Origin of the sequence: Microcoleus sp. B3-D2 (genome assembly GCF_036705345.1) — a bacterium.
GTDB lineage: Bacteria > Cyanobacteriota > Cyanobacteriia > Cyanobacteriales > Microcoleaceae > Microcoleus.
The window spans coordinates 1-17,138 of sequence record NZ_JAUBUG010000020.1 but is presented as its reverse complement, the minus strand read 5'-3'; the positions used below and the strand labels follow the sequence as shown (position 1 = coordinate 17,138).

Sequence of the window (17,138 nt, the reverse complement as noted above, 5' to 3'; positions counted from 1 at the left end):
AATAACATCAACTTTGATTCGATAAATTATGAAAGTTCAGCAATCAGATATCAATGACAGCAACTGGGAACTCTGCGCTTTAATCTGCGAAAGAATTGCCGCCAGTCCCCAGCAGCGTATTACTTTTGCTGAATATATGGATTTGGCATTATATCATCCGCAGCACGGATATTATAATAGCGATCGCCCGTCGATCGGCAAACAAGGCGATTTTATCACGTCGCCTCATTGGAGTGCTGATTTTGCGGAGGTTTTGGCAGAGCAGTTTGTGGAAATGTGGCAAATTCTCGATCGCCCTCAAAACTTCGCGATCGTAGAAATGGGCGCTGGGCGGGGAACTTTTGCAGCTAATGTACTGCAATATCTGCAACGGCAACATCCCGACTTATTTAAAAATTTAACATACATAATTGTTGAAATTTCGCCAAGACTTCAAGCGGAACAACGCCAAAGCTTAAGTGATATCAAGTGCGTTAAGTGGTGCAAGTGGGATGAGATAGTTAATAATTCAATAATCGGTTGTTTCTTTTCTAACGAGTTAGTGGATGCTTTTCCCGTGCATCAATTCATTCTGGAATCAGGGCAACTTAGGGAGATTTACGTTGCCGCAGACACCCCCCAAAATGAACAAAAAGAGATAAACTTTGTTGAAGTAATTGGCGAAGTTTCCACACCTAAAATTGTCCAATATTTGGATTTTGTAAGCATCGATTTGTCGGCGAGTGTGTACGGGGATGGTTATCGCAGTGAGGTGAATTTGGCGGCTTTGGACTGGATGAGTACAGTTGCTCAAAAGTTGCAGCGGGGATATTTGTTAACTATTGATTACGGTTATCCGGCGCACCGCTATTACAATCCGAGGCGCAGGGAGGGGACGCTACAGTGTTATTATCTGCACCGATATCACAATAATCCTTATATTAATGTGGGGCGGCAGGATTTAACGGCTCATGTTAATTTTACGGCGCTGGAAAGGCAGGGTGAATTGTGCGGTTTGGATGTGGTAGGGTTTACTCAGCAGGCTTTGTTTTTGATGGCGTTGGGTTTGGGCGATCGTATTGCTTCTCTGTCTACAAATGATGCCGAAGTATTGGATTTGGCAACGTTTTTGCGGCGACGGGAGGCTTTGCATCAATTGATCGATCCGATGGGTTTGGGGGGTTTTGGGGTTTTGGTGCAGTCGAAGGGGTTGAGGGAGGAGGAAAAGGGGAGAATTCTGAAGGGTTTGATGGTGCCTTAAGTTAACTACAATCAGCAACACGCACTCTTTTCCAATTACTTTTGTCATCACTTAAACGCACTGACTCAGTGGCGGAAATTCCCATTTTCCCGAATATAAAGTAGATGGCAGCTTTAAACAATAAGCAGCCGGAATCACCTCAATTAGCCACCAATTAAACATATCTCGTTGAGCCGCAGCAAAACCAGAAATTGCATCCCCGGTAATGGCATCATACAAAATATCCAAAATTGCCTTATAGGCTGTTTTGGTGTTGAGTGTTTGCAGCAAGCCGTAGAAGATATTATAAGCTTCGTTACTAGCTTGATATTTTCCTATTTTGTTAATATTAGGAAACAACGTATCAGCCCAAGTTTCTGGGATTTTACAACCATCCTTCAGCCAACAAGATACAATTGCTTCAACGATATCAGCTTTGTGTTCTTCAGGAAAGTAATGTTTAATAGTCGGTTTAGCTGCTAATGCAATTCCATAAGCCATATAGACGTATCGCTGATGGGATATTTCATCATTAGGCATTCCAAAGGCTGTCATTACTTCTACAAAAGCTTCTTCTACATTGCACTTTCCACCTCGTTCGTATAAATCGTCATATTTTCTGTCCCAAACCCTCTGAAGTGTTTGCTGTAATTGCTCGGGAATAGTTGAGTTGCTGGGCAATTTAAAATCGGTGTAATGACCTCTGTCAAACTTGATCATTGACTTTCCATCCTGATGTATTTTATTTAATCATAAACCAATAAAAAGCTAATCTTAAGCTTCCTATCTACCGCCCCATTTCAAATTAACTGCAAACTCTGCTCGAATCCCTCGGATTCAGCCCATTTTAATCGTTCTTGAATAGACATCCCCTGCAACTTTTTACTCATTTCATATAAATTAACTTGGGGATAATCCCCCTTAAATAACGGAATCAAAGACTCCACAACAGCAGCGATTCCCTGCGGCGGCACTGCATTGCCAATCTGCCGCCGCACTTCAGTAGTAGAACCTTCAAAAACAAAATCATCGGGAAATGTTTGCAATCTTGCCCTTTCACGATTTGTCAAAGAACGCGGTTCTAAATAATGATAACCCCAAGTTCCGCCACCTCCACCAGCAATGATTGTTGATGATGGTTTATCTGGATGAATTCGCCGATAAACGTGACTGATCATGCCTTTGACATAGTATGGACTATCCTTGGGAATATCAGAGAAATTGCCTCCCGGTTTAATTCGATTTAAAATTTCAACGGTGCGGGCTTGAATTTTATGATGTTTGTTATTGTCAAGAACTGCTTCCACATTTTTGAGTGCTTCGCCCGCAGTTCGATAAGGATTTTTGCGCTCTTGACCGTATTCTGGCTGAGGATGCACAAAGTTAAATCCTGTATCCATCCGAATGCCAACTAATAACACTCTTTGGCGAAATTGCGGAACTCCGTAATCAGCAAAGTTGTAAAGTTTAGGTTTAACTAAGTAGCCTGGAGCGATACTTTCAAAGTCAGAAATTATTTGTTTTATTGCTTGATAATTATTGGCACTTAATAAGCCTTTAACATTTTCTGCTACAAAAGCTTTGGGCTTTTTTTTATTGACAAAATCGAGAAAATATGTATATAAATTACCTCTGGTTCCTTCAAGTCCGGGACGTTTCCAAATTAGGGAGAAATCTTGACAGGGGAACCCTCCTATACATATTTCCGCTTCGGGAACTTGTCCAATGTCTATATTTTCTATGCTGTCGTTGAGGATGACATCGGCGATGTTTCTCCTGAATGTTTTGCAGGCGTATTGATTGGAGTCGATCGCCCAAACTACCTCAAATCCGGCTTGGTGGAATGGCAAATCCATGCCGCCGCAACCAGAAAATAAGGATATGAGTCGCGGTTTTTTTGTCCAGGCGATCGGCTGGAGACGTTCGATTAACATAGGAGTGTAAAGTTAGCCAAGGGCGGGCTGGATGCCCGCACCACAAGAGTGTCATCATACCAAAACCCGATCGAACTCGACTCATCAATTGATATTTCACTCTTCATCATCTAACTCGATCCCAGCTTGACGCAGTTTTTCGGCCAATTTTTCAGCGCGGAGTCTTTCGCGATCGCCCCGCTGGCGTTCTTGTTCTACTCGTTCTTCCGACCACAGCAACAACTCGCCTTCTGCATCCCACCATCTCAACCAACAGCCTGTTCTCCCTTCGTGGGTTCCTTCCCAAACTCCTAAAAATAAGTCTAATCCCGGTATCCAATAACGTCCGTTTTCATCGGGTTTTTGCAAGTTGTAGTGATCTGATTCTAAAGCGTAAACTTCTAAATGAGCTGTTTTTGCTCGGAATATGACGTATCTGGGGACTTTGATTACTTGCTCGTAAAAATACCACTTTCCCACCCGCGAGGTAAATTCAACGGAGTATTCTTCTCCATAGGTTTCTGAAAGAAATTCCATCACAATTTGGGGGATGGTTCCTTCTGTGTGTGGCGTGTAACTGCGGCGAACTTGCGAGACATTTTTTGGATTGACGGGTTTCACGTACATCCAATCGGGTGCTTTGCAGATAATACGCTGTTCGTCGCTGGTTGAACCGGGGAAACTAATTCCGGCACACAAGGCAAAGTTGGAAACAATTAAGGCATCCTGCATTAATTCAGGAAATGCTGTTAGCGGCTGGCGCAAAGCGGCGGCTAATAATGGTTGGCTTTTGTCTTCTACGGGGTCGTCTGGTAGTTGAAAATCTTCTGGTAGTAGCGGCCAGGTGATTGTGAGTTTTGTTTCTAGGTTTTTAGCTGCTACAGACATAGTTTATCAGAGGTTAAATGTTTTAATGCTTAAATTATATCTCTTGGTTTTTGGGATTAATGTTAATGGCTTAATGACGAGGCAGAGCCTCTGGATATGCGTTACCGGGCAGAGCCTGGTAACGAGGAACCGAGAGTTTTAAGGGTTGTTAATTTTCTGCTGTAGTTCGGTGGTCATTGCTAGTAGTTCTGATTGCGCGATCGCACTTTGTTCACCACTCGCCAACCACTTCAATTGTACCGTCTCGTTTTCAGCTTCCGCATCTCCCAAAACTAAACACCCAACTGCACCGCTTCTGTCAGCTCTTTTAAACTGTTTCCCGAAAGCACTAGCACTCAAATCTATCTCTACACTAAACCCCGCACTTCGCAATTTTTGAGCTAACAATACCGATTGCTGTTCAGCTTTCTCGCCCCTGGAGACTAAATAAAAATCCAACTTCGGCACGGGCAAAGGTTGCAACTTTTGCAGCAGGATAATCAATCGTTCTATACCCATTGCCCAACCGACTGCCGCCGTATCTGGGCCGCCCAGTTCCTTGACTAAACCGTCGTAGCGACCGCCTCCGCAAACAGTTGCTTGCGCTCCCAAATCGTCGGATATAATTTCAAAAGCGGTATAGGTATAGTAATCTAAACCGCGCACTAATCTGGGATTTAACTGATAGCTAATTCCTAAATTTGTGAGCATAAGCTGCACTTGCTCGAAGTGATCTCGCGATTCCTCTCCCAAATATTCTAAAATGCTAGGCGCACCAGCTACAATTTCTTGAGTACGCTGATTTTTGCTGTCCAATATCCGCAGCGGATTGCGAGTCAAGCGGTCTTGAGAATCCGCATCTAATTCGTCTTTGTGCGGTGTAAAATAATCGATCAAAGCTTGCCGATAATTTTGTCTGTCTTGCTTATTTCCGACAGAATTAATATCGAGGCGCAAATTTTTTAAACCGAGGGTTTGCAGGATGTCGCAGGCGATCGCAATTACTTCGACATCCGCACGAGGATTCGCACTCCCCAAGACTTCCACGCCAATTTGATTGAACTGCCGCTGTCTTCCTTCTTGCGCGCGTTCGTAGCGAAACATCGGCCCAGCATACCACAGACGCTGCACGTCTCCTGCTGCGTACAAACTGTTTTGAATAAAAGCTCGGACTACTCCGGCGGTGCCTTCTGGACGCAAAGTAGTCGAGCGATCGCCCTTATCCTTAAAAGTGTACATTTCTTTGCCCACAACATCGGTAGCTTCGCCGATGCCGCGTTCAAATAAAGATGTCTGTTCAAAAATTGGCGTCCGAATTTCTCGATAAGCCGCTTTTTTTAAAATGGTTCTAGCGACTTCTTCTATATTTTGCCAATATTGAATTTCAGCGGGCAAAATATCCCGCGTTCCCGGTAAAGTTTTAATTGCACTCATTTTGTTAGTCAGTTGTCAGTTGGCAGTTGTCATTAGTAATTAGTCATTAGTTCTTAGTTATTAGTTAACAGTCAACAGTTAACAGTTAACAATTCCCAATAACTAATGACTTAATAATTCCCACGCTCCGTAACGATCGCCATAATAAGCCAAAATGCGATCGACCCGCTGGCGACCTGCCAAATCGAACCCTTCAGGATACTGTATCCACAAACCCCCAATTTGGCTGTCGCCGTAATCAAACCGCTGCGACTGCTGCGGAATTAAACCGGTTTGCACCCCTTCAACTTGACGCAAATGGACCGCCACTTCGCGATACACCGCCAGCGGCAATCCAGGGCTTTGAATTTGATAGCGGAGTTGTTTTTCTTGTGCCGTTTGCATCATTTCTTTGCCTGTCCCCAACCTGATCCCCTAATTAAGATACTTCTTTATCGATCGGCCGCGGTAAAGGGCAGCAGTTAATATTGTCCAAACATACCTTTCCCCACTGCAACGCCCAGCGTACAAGCGTAACTCGATTGTCAGCGCGCGTCTTGTTCAAGATATTGCTAATGTGGTTGTCAACAGTACGCTTGCTAATCTCTAACTTTTCGGCGATTTTCTCATTAGTCAATCCCGCCGCTACTAACTCTACCACTTGCAATTCTCTGTCCGACAGGGTGACAGGGGTCCCAGAGACAATCCCACTCATAAACTTTTCCTATGTCTGCATATTTACCTATCTACAATTCTAAAGGATGAGGGATCGAGTATGAAGAGAAAATTAAATTTGCTGTGCTACTATTTCGGGCCCGAAGCACCAACTCGCTTCCAGAATCGCCAGGAGTGTCAACCTCGCGCTGACACAGCCAAGACGCACAGCCACTTGCACTGCTTGTGCGTCGGGTGGCGGATGCTGCCTTTACCTACGCCCATCTGACATCCGGGTCAAACCCGCAGATGTTTTCAGGTAAAACAACTGATACGCCCGCACTGCACTTGTGCGTTGAGCGAGTAACTGCCAGTATCAATAAGTCTGATATTATAGGATCAGCCATAAAAAAATAGCTTGCAATTTTTCTGGGATGGGTTAAAAATCATTATTGACCTGTCTACTGCTGCTCTAAAATCTCACATCTCAAATCTAAAATTTCTATGACTTATCCTCGCGTTCTGTGTCTGGGTGAAGTTTTATTTGATTGTTTAGCAGACCAACCAGGAGTATCTCTCGAAGAGGTAGAATCTTGGACGGCATATCCCGGTGGTGCTCCTGCTAATGTTGCCTGTGCTTTGGTTAAATTGGGGACGGCGGCGGGATTTATCGGTGCTGTAGGTGAGGATGAATTGGGGGATTCCCTAGTGGAGGTATTGCAAGAAGTAGGGGTAGATATCGCTGGAGTGCAGCGCCATCCGAGTGCGCCGACGCGGCAAGTTTATGTCTTGCGGAATCAAGCGGGCGATCGATCTTTTGCCGGTTTTGGCGAATTCGATACTGCGGATTTTGCCGACACCCACCTCCTCGCGGCACAACTACCCCAGGTGCTGTTTGAAAATGCGGATTTTTTAGTGCTAGGCACTTTAGAATTAGCTTATCCTGAGAGTCGAGAGGCGATCGCCCGAGCGATCGAACTAGCAGAACAGTACGACGTTAAAATTATACTTGACATCAATTGGCGTCCGGTGTTTTGGTCAAATCCAGACGAAGCAAAAGCGCACATTAGAAAACTATTAAAAAAAGTTGATTTTGTCAAGTTATCTGAGGAAGAAGCCGAATGGTTGTTTGACACTAGCGACGCTGGAGCTATTACCTACCGCCTCGATTCCGTAGAAGGCGTTTTGGTGACTGCGGGCGAGAAAGGTTGCGCCTATTGTATGTCGGAAAATGAAGGAAAAATCCCCGCATTTAAAGTAGATGTTGAGGATACAAATGGTGCCGGCGACGCATTTTTGGCGGGTTTTGTCAGCCAATTGTGCAAGGTGGGAATTAAGAGTTTAGCCGATCCAGAAATAACAAAAAAAGTTGTAACTTATGCGAATGCGGTAGGTTCGATGACAGCGATGAAACCCGGGGCAATTAAAGCTCAACCAACCGCTGCTGAAGTAGAAGCTTTCTTGTATTTGTACAAACATTAGCACGCCACACCTCTCCCCCGGAAACGGAGAGGGGACTAAATTTGTTTCAGAAACCCGGGAGCTGAAAAAAAATAATTCTTATACTAAACCTCCGTTAAAAAGCGTCGATAAGACTCGGCGTTTGGAATCCCTACTATACCAACTCTCGTCCTAGCTGACAGGGACTAAAAAATAAACAGGTATTTAAGCCAGATTTGGTATTAGAGGTTTTATTGTGAGCCATTAACCGCACTTCAGATGATTTCTAATTTGGCGCAAGATTACCTCTAGCGGTTGCGAAGCATCTATGATAATTGCATCTTCTGGTTCTTCGAGAGTGTCTAACTGACTTAACAACAAGTCTGCTTTCATGTAGTGATTTTCGCGACTTGTTAACCGGGCTGCCAATATCTGAAAAGAACATTTGAGATAAACAATTTTCACCCCCTGTTGGTCGCGGCAGAGCATTTCGCGGTAAGATGCTTTTAAAGCAGAACAAGCCAAAACCACATTTTGATTTTCTAACAACCACCTGTCTATTGCCGCTTGCAATTGTAATAGCCAAGGAAGGCGATCCGCATCTTCTAAAGGAATGCCGCGACTCATTTTCTCGATATTAGCTGATGGGTGAAAATCGTCGGCATCGCGGAAATCCCAGTTGAGAGATTGCGCCAGCAACTTGCCAACAGTAGTTTTGCCAGAACCTGAGACTCCCATCACGATTGTAATCATCACGTTTATTTACCGAATACTTGCAATTTTATCGAGTTGTGCGATCGAGAAACCGGGTTTCGTAAGTGGTTCGATGAATCATACAATTATAAACAATTCAACAAACCCAGTCTATTTCTAATTCTAGAGCAATTTTATTCCCGAGTGGGTCTAAGGAATTCACAATAATTAACTTGGGTTCTTCCCTAACTTTGTGATGATAATTGTACTTATTGTGGCTGATTATCCGATCGCACTTGCAGCTAAAACATCACTGCTAACCGGCTGGTACATCCGACCTTGGAAGGGGCGAAAGTCTCGCCACTCGGCAGTCATCTTGCACAGCAAGCGGAACTGTAGCGGCGTTGGGGGTTGATTGAGGCGATCGACTTCTACGCGAACCAATTCTGGATGCTGCGAGATAATTTCAAAAATATCCTCCACAAGATAGCGCTGACAATAGCCGACTATCCAGTGATCTTTACTACACAGAAGCAGACGGGAAGCGCGCGGATTTTGAAATTCGTGGGCTAAATACAAAAGTTCGCCCACTTGAAGCCGATTAATCCGTTCAATTGCCGACTTTGAAAGGTATCGCAGTCCATCTGCAAAAAAATGGATACAGTAACGTCCATTTTCATCTGGTTCGGGACAGGGGAATACCTCAAATTTATCAGTTGCCCGTTTCCCTCCGCTGCGCGCCAATAAAGCAATTGGGTCATGTTCGTGTTCAGGGATATTCAACCACTGTACAAATTCAGGGTAGTCAGGGCGCGATCGCGACATCACTCGATTAGAAAACAACGAAAACACTTTCTCTGAAGTGTAAACATTATTGAAATTTGGGAAAGATGGCAAGGGCTGAAACCCGCACTTAAGTTTAGCTTCTAGAACACCCTTTGTATAATTGAACTGATATTCTTTACCGTTAAATGTCAATCGACCAATCGGAAACCAAGAACCGCTGCGCGGGCTTTGCCAAGCCAAAAATAGTGTCTTCAAAGCAAATCTCCTGTCAATTCAAGCAGTGCACACCTTACACAATGATAGGGTTGCGCTCTGCGGCGCACCTTACCGCTATAAGTAGCCTGTCAAACCAATTTTTACGTAAGCCCTGTGAATGTATTCTCTTAGTCTATAGGAAATGGCATCAAAATTTGGTATTTTTGGATTTCTGCCAGAACGACAGCAGCACCAACCAACTGAATAAACATCTTTTTTAACCAGAAGCTAAAGCTAAAATAATACCACAAATGCGGACAATAAATTAAATTGTACTTAACAGGATTGTAGTGAATATCGTTTCAATGCCGTTCACAATCATCTTGTTGGCAAATAGGATATCCCCAAAAGCGCCGATATCAAACATCACTTTCTAGACTCTGGAAACCAGAAAATGACATATTTTGAACCCAAGTTCCTTGACCTCGCAAAGATTGTGTAAATATAACTTTTATCTCTCCAATATGCTTGGGATAGGGAGTATGATTAGGAGGTAATTTTCACAAAAAATGAATGTAGTCTGGCATTACAACGGCCCAATAATTTCAAAAGGTTATTCTGATTTAACCGCCCATACAGCATTGCTGAGTCGCAAGACATTTTCTAACTCGGAAAATAGCGGTGTACGATTGTAGGTAACAAGCGTTAGGAATAAACTTACACCAGGAAGCTAAAATCGGCGATAGTTTGGCATTAATATCGTCCTCCTACTTTTTTATAGGTCATTTTACACTCATTTTTGCGGGTGCGCCGAAGCACACGTTACATTCATCTCGTAGGGTACTCTGCGGCGCACCTTCCAGGGGCCTCCGGGGGCGCCGCAGAGCACCTTACCAAGATAATTGGGTCTAAAGCCCCTTCTTAATAGGACGGCTTTAATTGATTGCCGATTTTTGTTTTAATCGTTTAGTTGCGTTAGTATCTATTTTTCAAATTTCCTTCCATTCTATTTAAAGTAGAGTACAATGATACTTATACCACAGGTAGAATAACCGCCGATACACATGAGACACCAAGCTCAAACGACTGGTCGGAAAATAATAATGGTTAGTGGGTGGCGAAAACCACGAAAAACATAGCTAGGCTGACTATAGCTAGGCTGACTAACGTAAGCCAAAACCAGAAAACTAAATTTTTGGAAGTTAAAACGTACCGTAGGGCATCCGGTAACAGGAGAAGTAATTCTCGAACGCTTGGGGAGATAAAACCCTCTGGGACTAACTAAATTAGGCTCGATATTTGGTTCCTTTGAACGGATATTTGGTTTAAGTATTGCCACAAGGATAGATAGTTTTAAGGTATGTCGCCAGAACCAAGAATCCCCAGGCTTTTAGGCTGGGGAGTGTCAAATCAGCTACTTTCTAACACAGGAATTCGCGCGGATCGGTGACGTACCCAGTCAGCGCAGAAGCCGCCGCCGTGTAAGGCGAAGCTAGATAAACTTGCGCTTCTTTATTCCCCATGCGGCCGGGGAAATTGCGGTTAGTTGTAGATACACAAATTTCTGGTTCGTTCATCCGCCCAAAAGTGTCTTTCGGCCCGCCCAAACAAGCGGCGCAAGAAGGCGCTGCGGGTTCGATGCAGCCTGCTGCTAAGAAGATTTCCGAAAGCGTTTGACCTTCGTATTTTGTGACAAACAAATCTTCGTAAACTTTCTGAGTTGCTGGTACTAAATAAGTCGGAACTTTGACTTGATTTCCTTTCAGAATGCGGGCGGCATTCAGAAAGTCGGAGGTTTTGCCACCGGTGCAAGAACCGATGTACACTCGATCGATCTTGACATCGCGGCAGTTGCGGGCTAAGTCGCGGTTGTCAGGAGAGTGCGGTTTGGCGACGACTGGTTCTAATTTGCTGACATCGTAGGTGCGATCGCTATAAAATTTAGCATCCCCATCGCTGTAAAATGAATCGAAGGGTTTGTCAGTCCGCGAAGTAACGTAATCAAACGTAGTTTTGTCGGGCGCAACCGTGCCGTTTTTACCGCCAGCTTCAATCACCATATTGCACAGCGTCATCCGTTCTTCCATCGTCAAACGCTCAACTGTATCGCCGGCAAATTCCATTGTCCGGTAGTTAGCACCGGCAACGCTAATATCACCAATAATCTGCAAAATCAGGTCTTTTGCTAACAAATAATCCGGCAGTTCACCGTTGAACACAAAGCGCATGGTTGCGGGAACTTTGATTAACAGTTTGCCGGTTCCCATGATAAAAGCCGCGTCTGTATTGCCGATACCGGTGGCGAATTGTCCGAAAGCGCCGGCATTGCAGGTGTGGGAATCTGTGCCGAAGAGCACTTCGCCCGGCCTGGTGTGACCTTCTTGTGCTAAGGCGATGTGGCAAACTCCTTTGTAGTCGGGATTTGCTTTGAAGTCCGATCGATCCGTGATGTCGTAAAAGTATTTTATCCCTTGTTCTTTGGCAAAATCGCGGAGAATATCGACGTTGCGGTTAGCGCGTTCGTCGTTGGTGAAAATGTAGTGGTCGGGAATGAGGACGATTTTGTCTGGGTTCCAGACTTTAGCATTCTCACCGAATTCGCGTTTGAAAACGCCGATGGTGCCGGGCCCGCAAACATCGTGGGTCATCAACACATCTGTTTCTACCCAGATATTTTCTCCGGGCTCGACTTTAGTGCGCCCTGATGCTTTGGCTAATATTTTTTCGGTCAGAGTCATTCCCATAGTGCGATCGCTCTTTTTTATTAGATGCTACATAGTGTATTGTAAGCGAAACATTCCCTGTTACCCAAGATACTGAGGCAGGAAAATGTCTCGGATGTACTTCCAACTTTAGGGAACTGTCCAGCTTTATAGCAGTTTTCAATTGCATTGAATATCAATTGTAGGGCGGGAAATCCCCACCTTACGCAATTATGCGTAATGCTATGTGTTGTTAAATAATTAGAGTGAATTATCAAAATGTAAAGTATATTGGACGGTAACTTAATTTAAACATTCAGTTTGGATCTGAGCAAAATTTTGTAATAATTTATCGAAAAGTCGAAGGGAAAAATTACTATGATTGGCGAAAGCAGCCTGCCCATCCGGTAGTCCGCTAGGAAATGAATTCCCTGTCTAATAGCTAAAGTCCACAGCGAGGAGGACTAATCAGTTTAAAATTTTTTCTTCTCAGGCCTATGCAAGAGGACTTTAGCTTTGAGGTAGGGGTTTCAACCCCTGTCGGACTATCCGTTTAACGTTAAGTTGACACCTATGAACACTGCTGTGTCCCTACAGTTATCAGGTGCAATTAACCGAATTTGAGATACTTTATGGATGCAAAAAATCTAAATGTTCCCCCGGAATTTGGCTCAAATCTTGAGGACTTCCAGTTAGTTTGAGTTCGCCCCGATCGAGCAGTACAATCAAATCGGCGCGCTGAATGACTCGGGGACGGTGGCTGATTAAAATAGTCGTTTTGCCCAGACGATAAGCCAGCAGTCGATCGAGCACTTCGGTTTCAGTTGCGGGATCGAGGGCTCCAGTAGATTCATCTAAAATCAATACAGGCGGGTCGGTGACAAGGGCGCGGGCGATCGCCAATCTTTGCCTTTGTCCGCCAGAAAGATTCGCGCCAAACTCGCCCAAAACAGTCTGATACGTGTCGGGAAGTCCGCTGACAAAATCGTCGGCACCGGCAATTTGGCAAGCTTTTACTATTTGTTCTAAAGTCGCGCTAGGGTAACAAAAGCGGAAATTCTCGACAATCGATCGGCTCCAAAAGTGAGCTTCCTGCGGCACGAGCACGACTTGTTCGCGCAGGCATTCTAGGGACAAATCGGATTGATTGTACTGCCCGAAGCGGATATTGCCGGATTGCAGCGCATACAAACCGGCAAGCAGTTTTGCCAGCGTACTTTTGCCGCAGCCGGATTTGCCAATCAAAGCTGTCACCTTACCGCCGGGAATCGTCAGAGAAAAGTCTTTCAGCAAATCCACGCGGCCGATGTGATGGAAGTTGAGGTTTTTGCAAGTAATATCGGCATCAGCGGGAATGTCGGCACGATCGCGCGGGGCGTTCTCCCCCATTTCTGGCGCGGTGTCGATGATGTCGCCGAGACGCTGGGTAGCAGTTTGAGCGCGGGCGAACTCGTCCGTCAAGTTGATGGCGGTGCCAATTAGGGCGGTAAAGTTGCGGTTCATGCCGTTGAATGCCAGCAGTTGACCGACGGTGAGTTCTTGGCGAATTACTAGAATGCTGCCAAAACAGAGGACGGCAAGGGAACCGACGCCGGATGCCAGAGTAGAGAAGACGCTGTTGAGGATGCTGATTTGTAACAAGCCGAAGGTGGCATTTGCCAGATGACCGAAGCGACTTTGCACTTCTTCCCAAGCTTGAGGCGCGGCATTGTTGGTTTTTAAAGTCAGGGCGCCTTTGAAATTCTCAACTAACAGGCCTTGGTTTTCCGCATCTGTGACCAAAACGTCGCGGGTTTTCTGTTGCAGGGCGGGCAGGAAGATTAGGGCTGACAGAGTTGTGAGGAACGAAACGCCGACGGCAGCGACAGTCAGTTGCCAGCTATAGACCAGCATAAATCCCAGGGATACTAGGGCGATGAAGAATTGGCTAGGCAGGGTGGTTACTACCTGGGAGACTAGCAGATTGATTTCCCGGATGTCCCGCAGGCGGCTGACAATTTCGCCGCTGCGGTGCGATTCGTAGTAGCTGAGGGGAAGTCGCAGGATTTGGCGACCGAATTCGAGTGCGAGTCCTAGTTCCAAACGTTGAGCTAAGTGAGCCACTAGATTGGCCTGAACTAGGCTTAGCAGGCTGCTGAAGAGGAGTGTGGCGGCGGTGGCGATCGCGATCGTGATTAGCAGTTCGGTGTCTCTCCGCACCAATACGTCGTCGGTGAGTACCTGAATCAGCAGCGGGAATGCCAGAGAAAGCAGGCCGATCGCCATGTTCAGCGGCAAAACTTCGGCAACTAAGCCGCGGTAGTGCCAGACGCGCTGCAAAAAGCGCCCAAATCCCCCTATTCGGTCATTTGGCAGTGCGTAAAAACGGTTCTCGTCCGGCACCAGCAGCAGCATCACTCCATTGTTCCAAGACTCTGTGAGTGCCTCGCGGGTGAGGTAGCGCAGGCCTGCACCGGGATCGGCAACCACGTACTTTTTGCCCCGGCGGCCGTAGAGGACAACCCAGTGATAGCCTTTCCAGTGAATGATCGCCGGAAGCGGGGCTTCGTTGAGGCGATCGATCAATTCGGGTGTCGCTTTGACGGAACGGGCGTTAAATCCCAAAGCTTCTGCCCCGCGGCGCAATCCCAGCAGCGTTGTGCCCAATTGTCCCGTACCGACGGCTTCGCGGACGCGGTTGATGGCCAACGTGCGCCCGCAGGATTTGGCAACCGTGGCGAGACAGGCGGCACCGCAGTCTTCTTCGCTGTGTTGGAGAACGATCGGGTATTTCATAACAAGTTTGAAGCTTACAGGCTTATTTCCTTTGTTGATTTTTCGTTTCTCTGGGTCTTTTGCGCCTAGAACGCTTGATGATTAGACATCTCCAAAAACTCTTGTGGGGAGTAGGGGTTAGTCATCCTGCAGGCCCTTGACTTCCTTTGGATATTGAGAAATTGATTTTAGTCGCCGATCGCCCTATTAAACGTAAAATTCAATAAACCGTAAAGTTGCAATATTATGACTTACCCATGAACTCTATCTGTAGGGTGAAACACACCGCACCTTACCGCTACCAATAGTCTTGAAAGGCTGTTTTTGCGTAAATCCTAACTTCTCAAGAGAAAGATAGTTTTGTAGCGGGGGACACAAAATCATGTCAGAAGGTAAAGTTCTTTTTGTCGATTCAAGTCAAGAAAACCACTTCCCCGAGATATTTCCTCAGTTGCCGATCGCGAAGATCGATCGCACAATTTGGACTGGCATCAGTTTAGAATACCACCGCCAGCCTCCGTTTGAAACTCCCGAATATGCGATCGCCTCCTACCAGATCGGCATCAACCTCGGACAGAATCTCCTTTTGGAACGAAAAATTGACGGCAAGTGGGAAACCAAGCAAGTATTGCCAGGTGCGATCGGTCTTTGTCCGTTCAATCAATCTCACGAACTTCGCTGGCATAGTGAAATGAATTTACTCTCTCTCAATCTAGAACACGAATTCTTAGCTCGCAGCGCACTGGAGTTATTCAATACCGAGCAAGTTGAGTTATTGTGTCCGATGGCATTTCAAGATCCGTTAATCCAGCAAATTGGACTGGCACTCAAGGCAGAAGCGCAATCAGATGGCGGGGGCAGCCAGCTTTATGCAGAGACGATGGCGAATGCACTTGCCGTACATTTATTGCGGCATTATTCGACGCAAGGGACTCGAAGTTTCGAGTGTAAAGGGGGAATGTGTCCACACAAATTGAGGTGGGTTAAAGACTATATCAACGATTATTTAGAACGGCAATTCAGTTTAGACCAACTGGCGGCGATCGCGCAACTCAGTCCCTACCACTTTTCCCGCGCTTTCAAACAATCTGTTGGTATCAGTCCGCACCAATACGTGATTCAACAGCGGGTTGAACGGGCCAAACAATTGCTGTTGCAGGGAAAGATGAGTTTGTCTGAAATTGCGATCGCCTGCGGCTTTTCTCATCAAAGTCACCTCAACCGCCACTTCAAACGCTTGACTGGAGTGACTCCCAAGACTTTACTCAAGTCATAGCAAGAATGTGCAAAAACAGCAAGATCGTGCAATACAGGTAAGGCGCCCTTTGCCATCATGGTAGTAATTCATAATTTCCACAAAGGAGACAAATCGATGATTGCCAAAGATAGAGTAATTCAAAAAAACGATTCTCAAAAGCTAGCCGACATTTCCTTAAACAAGGATAAGTCAAACCAATTGTGGAGCGAACTTAGCGAAACTTCTGAAGCAGCAGTAAGCGGTGGTTCTACTCCGTATTATTACGCGGGGAAGAACCTATGGTACGAGCCCGCATTCACTTCCACCCCGCCCAGAAAGGACTAGAGTTGAGTCTAAGCAGACCTGAAAGCGCGAGTAAGTCTCAACTTATGAATGTCCATCAACAACGGCAACGGTCGCTGGCGACCAACCTATGAGGCTCAACCAGCGGATAGATGCCAGCGACCGTTGACGTTCTCTTTGACGGCTAACTCTCGCTGCCTTCTGATGTTGATACTCCTAACAGGAGTTCAGACGATCCAGGAGGCTCGCGATCGTCCATGACCACAGTTTCCTGTCCTTACTGAGATAGAGACAACTCTAAAGTCGATAGCCCTATTTCACACGCTCGGACTTGTAGTATGCCCAAAAGCTTCTTCAAGTTATAGCAAGCAAGAACGTGCAATACAGGTAATGCGCCTGCCATAATGGCGCTATAGCGTTTCTCAGATAGATGAGGTACAATAACAGCAGTGAGTAAACCAATTCCTCATATCGGATAATGTAACTTGATTGAAGGCAAACTCTATCGCTTTTGCTAATTCTCGATAATTAGTCGTCTTGATAGAACGGAGAATGTTTTTGAGTTTTGACCATAAATGTTCAATTGGTGAGAAGTCGGGAGAATAGGGGGACAAGTATATTAATTTTGCCCCTTTCTTTTTGATGGCTTTTTCTATTTCTTCTCCGGTATGAATAGTACAATTATCCATCACTACACAAGCACCTTTCCAGAGTTTGGGTACTAGCTTTCGTATAATAAAAGCCTCAAATGTAATTGTATCAGTTGTACCTGTTAAATTGACGGATGTTAGGATTTCGTTGACCGATATAGCTCCAATTATTGAGACATTTCTGCCCCGTTTATTCGGTTTTGGCCCCTTGGCTCTTGAACCTTTTAGAGACCTAGCATATAACCTAACCATTGCCAAGTTTACTCCAGATTCATCAATGAATATTAAGTCTTTCAAACAAATTTGTCGAAT

The 17,138-nt window shown here is 45.5% G+C and carries 16 protein-coding genes; 5 read left to right on the top strand and 11 right to left on the bottom strand.

The features are described from left to right. Positions 1-28: 28 nt before the first annotated feature. Complete coding sequence (locus tag QUB14_RS10220) at positions 29-1,240, top strand: class I SAM-dependent methyltransferase (protein WP_333216741.1); 1,212 nt, start codon at positions 29-31, stop codon at positions 1,238-1,240. 51 nt (positions 1,241-1,291) lie between these two features. Here the strand turns inward: QUB14_RS10220 and QUB14_RS10215 are convergent, their stop codons facing one another. From QUB14_RS10215 to QUB14_RS10190, 6 genes are all read right to left on the bottom strand, one after another. Continuing rightward, a complete protein-coding gene (locus QUB14_RS10215; protein ID WP_333216739.1) occupies positions 1,292-1,939 on the bottom strand; it encodes a hypothetical protein in 648 nt (215 codons plus the stop codon). An 80-nt stretch (positions 1,940-2,019) separates the two neighbouring features. Beyond that, entirely contained in the window at positions 2,020-3,153 is a 1,134-nt protein-coding gene (locus tag QUB14_RS10210) for a DNA cytosine methyltransferase (RefSeq protein WP_333216737.1), read from the bottom strand. A gap of 96 nt (positions 3,154-3,249) precedes the next feature. Next, a complete protein-coding gene (locus tag QUB14_RS10205) occupies positions 3,250-4,020 on the bottom strand; it encodes a Uma2 family endonuclease (protein ID WP_333216735.1) in 771 nt (256 codons plus the stop codon). Between the two features lie 138 nt (positions 4,021-4,158). Continuing rightward, entirely contained in the window at positions 4,159-5,433 is a 1,275-nt protein-coding gene (gene hisS, locus QUB14_RS10200; protein WP_333216733.1) for a histidine--tRNA ligase, read from the bottom strand. A gap of 102 nt (positions 5,434-5,535) precedes the next feature. Continuing rightward, positions 5,536-5,817 (bottom strand): hypothetical protein, encoded by a 282-nt coding sequence (locus QUB14_RS10195; protein WP_190661939.1) that lies wholly within the window; start codon positions 5,815-5,817, stop codon positions 5,536-5,538. A 34-nt stretch (positions 5,818-5,851) separates the two neighbouring features. Further along, positions 5,852-6,127: a photosynthetic electron transport-dependent transcriptional regulator PedR gene (locus tag QUB14_RS10190; RefSeq protein WP_006633901.1), complete on the bottom strand. Its 276-nt coding sequence runs from the start codon at positions 6,125-6,127 to the stop codon at positions 5,852-5,854. Positions 6,128-6,187: 60 nt separating this feature from the next. On the opposite strand from QUB14_RS10190, the gene QUB14_RS10185 reads away from it, so the two are divergent. After that, a complete protein-coding gene (locus QUB14_RS10185; RefSeq protein ID WP_190661857.1) occupies positions 6,188-6,355 on the top strand; it encodes a hypothetical protein in 168 nt (55 codons plus the stop codon). A 215-nt stretch (positions 6,356-6,570) separates the two neighbouring features. Further along, positions 6,571-7,548, top strand: a complete 978-nt coding sequence (locus tag QUB14_RS10180) for a carbohydrate kinase family protein (RefSeq protein ID WP_190661858.1) — start codon at positions 6,571-6,573, stop codon at positions 7,546-7,548. Between the two features lie 222 nt (positions 7,549-7,770). Here the strand turns inward: QUB14_RS10180 and QUB14_RS10175 are convergent, their stop codons facing one another. From QUB14_RS10175 to QUB14_RS10160, 4 genes are all read right to left on the bottom strand, one after another. Then, positions 7,771-8,259 carry a gluconokinase gene (locus QUB14_RS10175; RefSeq protein WP_333216812.1) on the bottom strand — a complete coding sequence of 163 codons (489 nt, stop codon included), beginning with the start codon at positions 8,257-8,259 and terminating at the stop codon, positions 7,771-7,773. 222 nt (positions 8,260-8,481) lie between these two features. Further along, the gene (locus QUB14_RS10170) at positions 8,482-9,240 is read right to left on the bottom strand and encodes a DNA-binding protein (RefSeq protein ID WP_333216730.1); all 759 of its coding nucleotides are present in this window, start codon (positions 9,238-9,240) and stop codon (positions 8,482-8,484) included. Positions 9,241-10,601: 1,361 nt separating this feature from the next. After that, a complete protein-coding gene (locus QUB14_RS10165) occupies positions 10,602-11,924 on the bottom strand; it encodes a 3-isopropylmalate dehydratase large subunit (protein WP_333077709.1) in 1,323 nt (440 codons plus the stop codon). Positions 11,925-12,512: 588 nt separating this feature from the next. Next, positions 12,513-14,657, bottom strand: a complete 2,145-nt coding sequence (locus QUB14_RS10160) for a peptidase domain-containing ABC transporter (RefSeq protein ID WP_333216727.1) — start codon at positions 14,655-14,657, stop codon at positions 12,513-12,515. A gap of 361 nt (positions 14,658-15,018) precedes the next feature. Between QUB14_RS10160 and QUB14_RS10155 the strand changes: the two genes are divergently transcribed. Together QUB14_RS10155 and QUB14_RS10150 are read left to right on the top strand one after the other, a co-directional pair. Beyond that, complete coding sequence (locus QUB14_RS10155; RefSeq protein WP_333216725.1) at positions 15,019-15,912, top strand: AraC family transcriptional regulator; 894 nt, start codon at positions 15,019-15,021, stop codon at positions 15,910-15,912. Between the two features lie 96 nt (positions 15,913-16,008). Further along, positions 16,009-16,218, top strand: a complete 210-nt coding sequence (locus tag QUB14_RS10150; RefSeq protein WP_333297177.1) for a hypothetical protein — start codon at positions 16,009-16,011, stop codon at positions 16,216-16,218. 380 nt (positions 16,219-16,598) lie between these two features. Here the strand turns inward: QUB14_RS10150 and QUB14_RS10145 are convergent. Continuing rightward, the coding region (locus QUB14_RS10145; RefSeq protein ID WP_333297175.1) for an IS630 family transposase at positions 16,599-17,138 on the bottom strand (540 nt) is incomplete at its 5' end.

Bases quoted from the DNA above. Each gene is read 5' to 3' on its own strand.
- QUB14_RS10220 (WP_333216741.1), top strand. From the start codon at position 29: ATGAAAGTTCAGCAATCAGATATCAATGACAGCAACTGGGAACTCTGC.
- QUB14_RS10215 (WP_333216739.1), bottom strand. From the start codon at position 1,939: ATGATCAAGTTTGACAGAGGTCATTACACCGATTTTAAATTGCCCAGC.
- QUB14_RS10210 (WP_333216737.1), bottom strand. From the start codon at position 3,153: ATGTTAATCGAACGTCTCCAGCCGATCGCCTGGACAAAAAAACCGCGA.
- QUB14_RS10205 (WP_333216735.1), bottom strand. From the start codon at position 4,020: ATGTCTGTAGCAGCTAAAAACCTAGAAACAAAACTCACAATCACCTGG.
- hisS (WP_333216733.1), bottom strand. From the start codon at position 5,433: ATGAGTGCAATTAAAACTTTACCGGGAACGCGGGATATTTTGCCCGCT.
- QUB14_RS10195 (WP_190661939.1), bottom strand. From the start codon at position 5,817: ATGCAAACGGCACAAGAAAAACAACTCCGCTATCAAATTCAAAGCCCT.
- QUB14_RS10190 (WP_006633901.1), bottom strand. From the start codon at position 6,127: ATGAGTGGGATTGTCTCTGGGACCCCTGTCACCCTGTCGGACAGAGAA.
- QUB14_RS10185 (WP_190661857.1), top strand. From the start codon at position 6,188: ATGAAGAGAAAATTAAATTTGCTGTGCTACTATTTCGGGCCCGAAGCA.
- QUB14_RS10180 (WP_190661858.1), top strand. From the start codon at position 6,571: ATGACTTATCCTCGCGTTCTGTGTCTGGGTGAAGTTTTATTTGATTGT.
- QUB14_RS10175 (WP_333216812.1), bottom strand. From the start codon at position 8,259: ATGATTACAATCGTGATGGGAGTCTCAGGTTCTGGCAAAACTACTGTT.
- QUB14_RS10165 (WP_333077709.1), bottom strand. From the start codon at position 11,924: ATGGGAATGACTCTGACCGAAAAAATATTAGCCAAAGCATCAGGGCGC.
- QUB14_RS10160 (WP_333216727.1), bottom strand. From the start codon at position 14,657: ATGAAATACCCGATCGTTCTCCAACACAGCGAAGAAGACTGCGGTGCC.
- QUB14_RS10155 (WP_333216725.1), top strand. From the start codon at position 15,019: ATGTCAGAAGGTAAAGTTCTTTTTGTCGATTCAAGTCAAGAAAACCAC.
- QUB14_RS10150 (WP_333297177.1), top strand. From the start codon at position 16,009: ATGATTGCCAAAGATAGAGTAATTCAAAAAAACGATTCTCAAAAGCTA.